Source organism: Rhodovarius crocodyli (genome assembly GCF_004005855.1).
In the GTDB taxonomy this organism is placed as follows: domain Bacteria; phylum Pseudomonadota; class Alphaproteobacteria; order Acetobacterales; family Acetobacteraceae; genus Rhodovarius; species Rhodovarius crocodyli.
The window spans coordinates 1-10,219 of record NZ_SACL01000020.1; the positions used below are offsets into that span (position 1 = coordinate 1).

The 10,219-nt window shown below is 57.3% G+C and carries 9 protein-coding genes, 5 pseudogenes and 1 other annotated feature; of the genes and pseudogenes, 8 read left to right on the forward strand and 6 right to left on the reverse strand.

Annotated elements, in window-relative coordinates:
• A partial coding sequence (locus tag EOD42_RS25380) for an integrase core domain-containing protein (RefSeq protein WP_164868122.1) occupies positions 1-146 on the forward strand: 146 nt, incomplete at its 5' end.
• A 272-nt stretch (positions 147-418) separates the two neighbouring features.
• On the opposite strand, the gene EOD42_RS25385 is transcribed toward EOD42_RS25380, so the two are convergent.
• The 3 genes and pseudogenes from EOD42_RS25385 to EOD42_RS25390 all read right to left on the reverse strand — a co-directional run.
• The gene (locus tag EOD42_RS25385) at positions 419-664 is read right to left on the reverse strand and encodes a hypothetical protein (protein WP_127790410.1); all 246 of its coding nucleotides are present in this window, start codon (positions 662-664) and stop codon (positions 419-421) included.
• A complete protein-coding gene (locus tag EOD42_RS26105; protein ID WP_164868123.1) occupies positions 661-834 on the reverse strand; it encodes a hypothetical protein in 174 nt (57 codons plus the stop codon). The genes EOD42_RS25385 and EOD42_RS26105 overlap by 4 nt, the downstream gene beginning before the upstream one ends.
• Positions 835-1,959: 1,125 nt before the next feature.
• Positions 1,960-3,188, reverse strand: a pseudogene (locus tag EOD42_RS25390) (IS3 family transposase); the annotation flags it as partial.
• Positions 2,788-2,904 (reverse strand) — a sequence feature (AL1L pseudoknot). It overlaps the preceding pseudogene by 117 nt.
• Before the next feature lie 16 nt (positions 3,189-3,204).
• Here EOD42_RS25390 and EOD42_RS26710 point away from each other — a divergent pair.
• Positions 3,205-3,336 (forward strand): annotated as a pseudogene (locus tag EOD42_RS26710) (IS3 family transposase); the annotation flags it as partial.
• A gap of 186 nt (positions 3,337-3,522) precedes the next feature.
• Here the strand turns inward: EOD42_RS26710 and EOD42_RS25395 are convergent.
• Positions 3,523-3,732, reverse strand: a complete 210-nt coding sequence (locus EOD42_RS25395; RefSeq protein ID WP_127790411.1) for a hypothetical protein — start codon at positions 3,730-3,732, stop codon at positions 3,523-3,525.
• A gap of 292 nt (positions 3,733-4,024) precedes the next feature.
• Here EOD42_RS25395 and EOD42_RS25400 point away from each other — a divergent pair.
• Positions 4,025-4,695, forward strand: a pseudogene (locus EOD42_RS25400) (transposase); the annotation flags it as partial.
• A 739-nt stretch (positions 4,696-5,434) separates the two neighbouring features.
• Here EOD42_RS25400 and EOD42_RS25405 read toward each other — a convergent pair.
• Complete coding sequence (locus EOD42_RS25405; protein WP_240655297.1) at positions 5,435-5,773, reverse strand: hypothetical protein; 339 nt, start codon at positions 5,771-5,773, stop codon at positions 5,435-5,437.
• A gap of 297 nt (positions 5,774-6,070) precedes the next feature.
• On the opposite strand from EOD42_RS25405, the pseudogene EOD42_RS25410 reads away from it, so the two are divergent.
• Positions 6,071-6,646, forward strand: a pseudogene (locus tag EOD42_RS25410) (IS3 family transposase); the annotation flags it as partial.
• Entirely contained in the window at positions 6,549-7,079 is a 531-nt protein-coding gene (locus EOD42_RS25415; RefSeq protein WP_127790412.1) for an IS5 family transposase, read from the forward strand. The pseudogene EOD42_RS25410 and the gene EOD42_RS25415, both read left to right, overlap by 98 nt.
• Positions 7,080-7,092: 13 nt before the next feature.
• Here EOD42_RS25415 and EOD42_RS25420 read toward each other — a convergent pair whose 3' ends face one another.
• Positions 7,093-8,229, reverse strand: coding sequence for a calcium-binding protein (locus tag EOD42_RS25420; protein WP_127790413.1), 1,137 nt, complete (start codon positions 8,227-8,229; stop codon positions 7,093-7,095).
• Positions 8,230-9,754: 1,525 nt separating this feature from the next.
• On the opposite strand from EOD42_RS25420, the gene EOD42_RS26110 reads away from it, so the two are divergent.
• The 3 genes and pseudogenes from EOD42_RS26110 to EOD42_RS26220 form a co-directional block, all read left to right on the forward strand.
• Complete coding sequence (locus EOD42_RS26110; RefSeq protein ID WP_164868124.1) at positions 9,755-9,916, forward strand: hypothetical protein; 162 nt, start codon at positions 9,755-9,757, stop codon at positions 9,914-9,916.
• A pseudogene (locus tag EOD42_RS26715) lies at positions 9,840-9,995 on the forward strand (hypothetical protein); the annotation flags it as partial. The gene EOD42_RS26110 and the pseudogene EOD42_RS26715, both read left to right, overlap by 77 nt.
• 124 nt (positions 9,996-10,119) lie before the next feature.
• Positions 10,120-10,219, forward strand: a 100-nt coding sequence (locus tag EOD42_RS26220) for a transposase (protein ID WP_164867849.1), incomplete at its 3' end; no start/stop codon positions are given.

The following is a 10,219-nucleotide window of genomic DNA, read 5'->3' on the forward strand; positions in this document are numbered from 1 at the left end:
CGCACTGGTTCATGAGCCTTGACGACGCGCGGGCGAAACTGGAGGCTTGGCGCAGGGACTACAACGAAGTTCGCCCGCACAGCGCACTCGGCAACAAGGCGCCGATATCGCTGATGAACGGCCTCCCTGCGGCATCGCTGGGATGAGCCTTAACCCCGGAATTTTCCAGCTCACGCTGGCCTAGTTTTGGGGAGCACTTCAAATCAACCCAGGACTCTCGTTATCGCTGGATGAGAAATGGGAGGCACGTCAGAGGCACGTCACAGGTTGGCTTCCGATAGAAGTGCCATGCTCCCGGTCCAACCCGCATCGGAGGCGCCCTGGAAAAGTCGATCTTGCCATTCTGTACGCAACCCAAAGAGCACGCGTTTCATACTGCTGTCTCGCGATTGTTAAGTCGTTTCAGCACGCATCACCACTACATCAGCGGTTGCCACCCCGGCAGTAGCTCCACCATCTGGCCTTCGCTGGCGATGATGGCCCGCTCCACGACGGGTGTGTCTCGGCCAGCCAGGAATGATGTGACCGCCCCTACGATGAAGCGCTCCGCAATTGTGGACGAAGCTCCGAATAGCGGCACCTCGAACACTGCGCCGACGCTTTCGGGAATGTCCGCCCGGCCTACAAGCCGTTGCTCGCCAGCGATATCGCGATAGACCTTCACGGGAGCACCTCTTGCCCTTCCTCGGCGAGGTAGCCGCGGGCTGTCTGCCAGCGCACCAGGATGATGTTCATCAACTGGGCTTTGTTGCATCCGGTCTGCCTGGCTGCCTTTTCGAGCGCGTCGAGTGTGGTTTCCTCGATGCGTGTTCCCACAAACTTAGATCTGCTCATCCATCCATTTTATCAGGTGACGACAAGCGCATCAGCAGATCACGCTCTCATTCACCTGTCGGGAGTATGGGCTCGTCATGCTCGATCACACCTTGCTTCACCGCGATTGAGAACGCCGTCACATATACGACCTTCCGCCCTTGGCTTCCGAGTTGATGCCAGAGCTCCATGAGCCTCTCCCAGTCCTTAGGACCTGGGTTAGGCACGTCAGCGCCGGGGCGGTTGATGTCGAAGCCGAATGGCGTGTTCTTCAAGATGCGGACTCCATGCCCTCTAGCGTCTTGTTTCCCGCATCTCTAAGCCGTTGCCCGACGATAGGTTGCGACGGCCAGTAGTGGGGGCTGCAACCCCCAGTGTGAAGCGGGCACCTAGCTGGCTGGAATCGTGCAATCCCGCAACTATCCTTGGGTTGAGGAGAGCGGCATGTTGTTCTCGCTCTGGTGGAACTGTTGCTGCCCATCGGGAGAGGAGCACAGCCCTTCCCAAACATGGCGTAAGACGGCTGCCTCAAAGCTCCGTCCGTGATCAGTGAGAGCTTCTTCCGCATAGCGGAGCATGGCGACGATTGACTGTTTGGTGCGCTGGACTTCCGTGAAGCCATCATTCTGGTGGACCACTTACTCAACCCCGTTTCTGTCGATGCCTCGTGATCATGCGACTCGGGCGGCAATAAGCAACTTACGGTTGCATAATCACTCACATGTGAGTGATTGCCTGTTGCATAAATGGCACGATTTCCGACGGGATGTTCGTTTGTCACCAGAAGCCTTTGGAATCGTGCATTCATTGGGCCCATCTGACTGAAATTGTTTACGGATTATCACGTAGAAGTGAAGATCAAAATGCAACCTCTGTAGAGTTTTTCGGATTGACGAAGGCGGAAGCCACGTTGCAGCGCTATCAAAGCGTCGCTTCTGGAAAATTAATGCTCGTTCATTCCATATTCAGGCAAGGAAATTGATCCGGATTGGCATCAATAATTTGTTAGCTGATGTGCGTCCAGTGAGCAGTCTGAGGCTTCCCCCTTTTCATGCGGGCTATCTGGAGCTGTTCCGCAACTATGATTAACAAGGCGCACGCCTCTGAACCGCCCCGGGTTTGCCGGAGGCTGATTGGTATGAGTAACGCCGCCAGGAGCCGGTTCTCCTGGGCCGCGTAGTAGAGTGCTTCGGCCTCGGCGGGCGGGATGTTGCCGATGGGCTCCAGCAGCCGCCGATGGTTGAACCAGTCGACCCATTCGAGGGTGGCGAATTCCACGGCCTCGAGCGAGCGCCAGGGGCCGTTCCGGTGAATGACCTCTGCCTTGGAGAGACCGTTGATGCTCTCGGCCAAGGCGTTGTCGTAGCTGTCGCCGACGCTGCCGACGGAGGGCTCGATGCCCGCCTGCGCCAGGCGCTCGGTGTAGTGGATGGAAACGTACTGGCTGCCCCTGTCGCTGTGATGCACGAGACCGCCGCGATAAAGCGGGCGCCGCTCGTGCAGGGCCTGTTCCAGCGCATCCAGCACGAAGCCCGTATGCGCCGTCCGCGACACGCGCCATCCGACGATCCGCCGCGCATAGGCGTCGATGATGAAGGCGACGTAGGCGAACCCTGACCAGGTCGCGACATAGGTGAAGTCGGAGACCCACAGCGCGTTCGGGCGCGGCGCCTTGAACTGCCGGTTGACGTGGTCCAACGGGCAAGGGGTGGCCTTGTCGCTGATCGTGGTCCTGACCGGCTTGCCGCGGATCACCCCCTGCAGGCCCATGCTGCGCATCAGGCGCGCGACGGTGCACCGCGCCAGGTCATGGCCCTCGCGCTTCAACTGCCGCCAGACCTTGCGCACGCCGTAGACGCGGAAGTTCTCCTCGAACACGCGCTCGATCTCGGGCATCAGCGCGGCATCGCGCCTGGTACGGGCCGGAAGCCTCGCCGGATCACGCCGCCGGGCCGCCTGCGCGCGATAAGTCGACGGGGCGATCGGCAGGATCTTGCAGATCGGCTCGACCCCGTATGTGTCGCGATGATCATCTATAAAGCCGATCATGGCTTGAACCGGCGGTCGAGCTCCGCCTGGGCGAAATACGCCGACGCCTTGCGCAGGATCTCGTTCGCCTGCCGCAGCTCGCGGTTCTCACGCTCCAGGGCCTTGAGCCGCGCCGCCATCTCCGTTGTCGGGCCCGGCCGGCGGCCGGTGTCGCGCTCCGCCTGTTTCACCCACTCGTTCAGCGTCTGGCCCGTGCAACCGATCTTGGCCGCAATCGACAGGATCGTCGCCCAGCGCGACGGGTGCTCTGCCTCATGCTCTAGCACCATTCGCACCGCCCGCTCGCGAACCTCAGGCGAAAACTTGTTCGTCGTCTTGCTCGTCATCGCTCCAGCCTCTCAGGAGTTGGAGCCTCCGACAAACCCGGAGCGGTTCAATCACCGCCGCCTGCTCGAACCCATCGGCAACATCCCGTCTGCCGAGGCCGAAGATCAGTATTATGCTGCCGCGGATAACATCGATATGGGAGCGTGATTCACAACCCAATGCCTCCGGCAGACACGGCGCGGTTCATTGGGAGGCCTACCATGGATTGGAACACAGAGAGAACATTGTGCCGATAGCAAAGGTGTTTACGGATGTTTGTTGGGGATGTTGCGGAGGTGCAGAAGAGCCCGGTGAAGAATACAGGCAGGTGCGGGCAAGCCTTGCTGGAAGGGCCTAGTTACCGCCTTTTGGTAGCAGGCTATGAGAGGGGTCGATCAAGCCCTCACGCGCTGCAATCGCCATCGTCGTGGTGTAGACGATCCGTCGCGCATCTCGACTCATGTCGCCCCACATCTTGATGATAGCATCCAGGTCACGCGGGCCAGGATACGGCACTTCGCTGCCCAGATCAGGCAGGCTGATCGGTGAGGATCGGTTCATCAAGTTGCATGCTCCGTACCGTTGGAGGCAGAATTGCTATCGCAATGCGTTGAGTCCAGCAATCAACAAATTTCTTCACTCATCTCTGTATACATAGCTGATTTGTCATTTAGTGGAAATGGAAAACTCTCAGCTTAGGATGAATCAGATTGTCTGACAAAAATATCGGCACCTAATGTTGGGGCACAGATTTATGGGGCTGGCCTAGATAGCGAGAAAAGGGCTTTCTAGGTGACGTGCTCCCCTGAGATGTTGCCATTTTTCGGTAGGGTCCGATCCAACGAGGGACGGACGAATGAAGCGCAGCAGATTCAGCGATGAGCAGATCATCGGGATTTTGAAAGAGCAGGAAGCTGGGGCGGCGACGGCGGATGTGTGCCGCCGGCACGGCATCAGCGGCGCGACCTTCTACAAATGGAAGGCCAAGTTCGGCGGCCTTGAGGTGACTGAGGCCAAGCGGCTCCGGACGCTGGAAGACGAGAACGCCAAGCTCAAGAAGCTCCTGGCGGAGGCGATGCTGGACATCGCGGTGCTCAAGGACATCTCGACAAAAAAATGGTGATGCCCGGCGCAAAGCGGAGCGCGGTCGCCCATGCCCGGGAGTGTCACGGGCTGAGCGAGCGTCGGGCGTGTGATCTGATCGGCATTGCCCGGCGGGTGGCGCGGTATCGGCCGAGCCGGGCTGACGATGCTTGCCTGCGGCAGGGGGCGAACCAACGCTGGTCTCTGGACTTCGTGTCCGACGCGCTGGGTTGTGGTCGGCGGTTCCGCCTCCTTTGCGTGGTGGACGACTTCACGCGCGAATGCCTGGCGCTGGTGGCGGACACCTCGTTGTCGGGTGCGAGGGTGGCGCGCGAGCTCGACGCGATCATGGCGCTCCGCGGCAAGCCCCTGGCGGTGGTCAGCGACAACGGCACGGAGCTGACCTCGACCTCAATCCTGCGCTGGTCGCAGGAGCGGCAGGTAGCCAACGGGGTTGGAGGCATGCCCCCAACCCCGTTGCCATCCCATCAACCATCAGACATCAATGCAGAGGGCTCTCCGTCTGAGTGGATACATTCAGGGGAGCACGTCAATTGGCAATGCTGGCATTATGTCGCGACTTCATCATCTCCACGGTCACTAGATAGACTAGCGCACAGCCGCCGGGAGCTAAGAGGGGCTTGGCGTGGCAACCCTTCCCAAACATGCCGAAGCGCTTTCGCCTCGTAGTCCCGACCCATCGTCACCAAAACCTCTTCCGCGTACTGAAGAATTACGCGGATGGCCACTTCTTCCTTGAAGCCGTCAATGGCCGCAGCTTTTTGCTGGACAGTAGCCACTTGTGCGCCCTTCTGTTCACATTTCGGTGAAGCTATAGAAGCGCCTCGAGTCTCGTTGCGCAACCAAAAGTTGCGCCCCTTGGCATGTATTCCCGTTTAGATATCGCTGATGTGCAACCTACGCGGAGGTTAAGCACTCTGAGGCTGCTAAGGTGCTCATGGATAAGGTGTGGGCTAGTGACAGAGCCCGCTTATCCTAGCCGGGCGCTACAAAGGAGTGCTACAAACACCCCATCGCAATCGCCCGGAGATCGGCCTTTTACCTAGGTTTCAGCGGCAACTGTCAGAGTTCAATCCTCTCTGGCAGCGCTCTCCCCTTTTTCCCGCCAGATCAGCGACTTACCCCTGATTCGTCTGGATCATCTCCCTCACGCGCGGGTAGATCATTGCGCGAAATACCGGCCGCTGAACACGCCATAGTGGCCGACGCTGGTCTGCAGATGGTGGTGGCGCATCGTCACCGGCACGCTGCGGCAAAGGTCCAGCGCGGCTACGGTCTGGCCGAATCCGCAGATGTCGTCGTGCTCGCCTTCCACCGTCATGATGGCGGCGCGGCTGATGGCCTGTGGCCGCACGGGGCGGCCACGCCAGCGCAGCTCGCCCTTGGCCAGGACGTAGTCTGCGGGTCCATATCCTCGGCCGTCGTGCAATACCTCCCAATCAGCGATGCGCATGTGCTGGCGGGGGTGAGGGCTGTCCAGCACGGCTGGGCTGATCGGCACGCAGGCTATTTCCCTGCTGCTGATCCGCATCGTGCGGCAGCGATCGCGCCCGGAGGGGCGAGCTTAGACTATATCGCGGCCTGCCAATCCGGCAGTAACTCGACCATTTGGCCTTCGCTCGCAATGATCGCCCACTCCACCAAGGGAGCATCCCGGCCGGCGGGATAGGATGTCACAGCCCCGACCATGAAGCGCTCCGCAATGGTCGAGCTGCGCCCGAACAGCGCACCTCAAACACCGCGCCTACAGCTTCGGGGATGTCGGCGCGGCCGATCAGGCGCTTCTCGCCGTCGATGTCGCGATGGCCTGCCGCCGGACAAGGGCGAGCGGGCGATAGGCGCAGCATCGGCCAACATCCTCGACTGCCAGTTCGCGGCGCCAGGTCCGAACCAGAAATGGGTGGCCGACTTCACCTACATCTGGACGGCCGAAGGCTGGCTCTATGTTGCCGCCGTCATCGACCTGTTCTCGCGCCGCGTCGTGGGCTGGTCGATGAGCGCCAGCATGACGGCGCAACTCGTCGCTGATGCCCTGGTCATGGCGATCTGGCGCCGCGGCAAGCCGAAGGCCCTGCTCCATCACTCGGATCAGGGAAGCCAATACACCAGCGAGGGGTTCCAGCGTCTGATGGCCGACCAAGGCATCACCTGTTCGATGAGCAAGTCCGGCAACGTGTGGGACAACGCCGCGATGGAGAGCTTCTTCTCATCGCTGAAGACCGAGCGCATCGCCCGCAAAGTCTATCGCACCCGCGACGACGCCAGGGCGGACGTGTTTGACTACATCGAGCGCTTCTACAATCCCAAACGGCGACACTCAGCCATCGGCTACATCAGCCCTATGGAGTTCGAGCAGATGGCGCAAACAGGCTAAACTGAACGTCCATCAAACCGGCAGCAGGCCACGTGGCGGGCGGACCAGCAAGGTCCACGCTGTGGCCAATGCTCAAGGCCGACCGCTCGCCTTCGTTCTGACCCCTGGCAACATCGCTGATATCAGCGTTGCTGCCACCTTGCTTGGCGGTATCGCAACCCCTCGGCGCCTCCTCGCCGATAAGGCCTACGATGTCGATCATCTGCGCCAGCCCCTCGAGGCCCAGGGGACAGGGGTGGTCATCCCTTCCAATGGCACCCGGCGCCGACCCTATCCGCTCAATCGGCCCGCCTACCGCAGGCGCAACCTCATCGAGCGAATGTTCGGCCGCATGAAGGATTGGCGATGCTTCGCCACACGGTATGACCGCCTCGCCAGGAACTTCCTCTCCACCATTGCAATCGTCGCAACAGCTTGTTTCTGGCTCTCGTAATCGAGTCGTCAGCCTAGAACACGAAGTCGCTCGCCTGCAGGCTGGTCACCCCATACAGGATGATCTGCTCGCCATTGTGCTCGATCAGCGTCTTGTCGCTGTAGTTGGTAACGTTCAGGTCCGCCATGGACAGCCCGCTGGCCGAGAAGTCCAGCTTGTCGCCCTCGGCGTGGTTGAAGTCGGCCACCTGGGTCAGGCCCCAATGCGGGCCGAACTCGAAGGTGTCGGCGCCGCCATAGCCGTACACATTGCCGCCGCCCGCACCGATCTTCATCGTGTCCCCGTAGTTGGAACCCCAGAAGATGGTGAAGCCCGTGCCCGCCGTCAGCGCGGAGGCCATGGTGCTGTTGGCCACCAGGTTGGTGCCGCTGGCATTGCCCGTGATGCTGTTCGCGGTGCCCGAGAGGTAGGCGACCTCGACATTCTCGGCGACCGTCCAGCCGCTCACCTCAAGCCAGGCGGTGTCGTAGCCGCCATTGGCGTTCTCGACCACGGTATCGGCCGCGTTCTTGATGATGAAGTGGTCGTTGCCCGCGCCGCCGAACATCTGCGTCACCCCGGTGCCGGAGTAGAAGATGTCGTTGCCCGCGCCGCCGATGAAGACGTCGTTGCCGCCCTGGCCCCAGAACACGTTGTCGCCGGCCTGGGCCGTGATTGTGCTGCCGGAGGCATTGGCCACCACCTGCGCGCCGCTCGTGCCCAGCACCACGCTGTGCGCCGCGCCGAACAGGCGGACGATCTCGACATTATCCGAGACATGCCAGCCATCGGCGCTGACCCAGGCGGTATCGATGCCTTCGCCCGCCTTCTCGACGATGACGGAGTTGACGTTGTTCACAACGAACTGGTCGTTGCCCTCACCACCGATGAAGGTGGTGACGCCCGAGCCGCCGCGCAGCACGTCGTCGCCTGCGCCGCCGTCCAGCACGTCGCCGTTCTGGTTGCTGCCCCAGATCTCGTCATTGCCGCCGCCGCCATGGATGGCGGAGGCGAAATCGGCATTGGCGACCAGCACGTTGTCCAGCGCATTGCCCGTCAGTTCGGTCGCGGTGCCGATCAGGCGGCCCGCCTCCACGCCATAGGACATGGTCCAGCCATTGGCCGAGACCCAGGCCGTGTCGTAGCCGCCGTCGGAAAGCTCAACGGCCAAGTCGATCGAGCTACTGATTAAGTATGTATTACCTTCCTTCGAACCCAAAAATACGGAGGCGCCAGCAATCGAAGCTATTGGCTTAACTACAGAATTTTCGTAATAAAAACCAACTCCGATCATCATTTCTAAATAAGGATTATCTTTAATAATTTCAGGATTAATCTGATTTATTAACTCAGATTGTATTTTTGAAAGAATTTCATGTAAATTATACATAGAAATTAATTCATTGGAATTATAAAAATCAGTTAAATATAATTGCCCAAAAATATTATCATATTTATTAATCAAAAAATCATCAATGATAACTCCACCAATGCTATGGGCAATTGTGTAATTAGCGATCAGGGGGAAACAATTCAATATATTTACAGCATAAATATAATTTCCAATTAGATATGAAAGATAGGAATTTGCCAACAAAATTCCCGAAGCACCAGAATTTTCTATACTGTTCCCTACAACAATAGAATTTTGAACACCAAAAAGATCAATTGAATTTCCTGAAGACATTGATATGTCATTATTGTAAACATAGGCGCTTATAGAGTTCGCGCCATATATTCCAGCGCCGGCGCCGGTCCATTTGGATATGATAGATTTTTCAATAATATTTAAATTTCTCGCTATATTATTAGAAACAAGGAAGTTTTCTTGCTCAGTAAAAGATATGGCATCGAGGCCGATGGCTTGAAAATTACTTCCAACAACATAATTATTAGAAAATCCCACATAATCTCCACAAAATGCAACGGCCTGCCTGGCATCTGATTGCAGGCCACTAATTCCTGCATAGTTACCAATATTAAGAAAGCTACTTTCTTTTACACCACTATTGTTTGTATTTGAGAATAAGAGACCTATTCCATTCGTATCCCGAAACGTTGATTTGACGATTTCTACATTATCTGCGCGCCATACCACAATTAGCGGGCTTTCATTGCTATTTTCTGCAGTGATATCGCCTACGAAGTTTATGCCGCTTATCAATACATCATGAGCTCGCATCTCACTATGAGATGCATCAGGTACGACATCGAAGGCTGCTGAGCCATCCTTCGGCGCAATGATGCTCACCTGATCATCCAGGGAAGCCTCAATGGTGATGCCCGATCGAATATGAACCGTCTTATCTAAATTTATCGAACCCTCAATAATAATTTTCCCGCCGCCAGAGAGATACAATTCATCTATGATGTTCTGAAAGGAGTCGGCGTTGAAACCATTTTTGATTAATTCTTTCGTAATGGTAAAATCATCTGACATTTTTGCGGCCACCATTTTCGATGGCCATCACAGAACCAACAAAAATCTAAAACTCTCCTAATTTACAAATATTTATTTTATTTAAATTAATACAATATTATTTTTATTTTCGTCAATCTAATTATTGATATCATTTAATTATAAAATATTGTATAGTTTCGCTAAATAGCGAGAAGGCGCTTTCTGGGCTCAGGACACATTAATATTCCTGCGTGAGCGAGTGCCGGTTCATTCATTGTCGATGAAGGCCCCGCCGATGAGTGACCTGTTCTGGCTGACGGACAAGCAGATGGCTCGGAACAACGCGACCTCCAAGGTGGTGTTCGAATGGATCGCGGGTTTTGAGCGCGGCGACGCCGAGGAAGGCGAGCGCGCGGCTAGAAATCCCCAATTCCGGCTACTCGCTCAAAGCGCGTGAACGCCTCGGCGAGCCAGGGTCGGAGCCGCGTAACCCAACCATTGCCGCAGTGCTCCACGAACTGAACTTCGCCGAGACCAAGGGCACCGGAATTCGAATTATGCAAACCGAGATGCGCCGGGCTGACCTTACGTCCGCAGTGACGTGCCCCCCTGAAACTCCTCCAAAAATAACTAGAGTCCGCCCGACCCAAGGACGGACGAATGAAGCGATCACGGTTCACGGAAGAGCAGATCATCGGGATCCTGCGCGAGCAGGAGGCCGGCGTGCCGGTGGCGGACCTGTGCAGGAAGCACGGGCTTA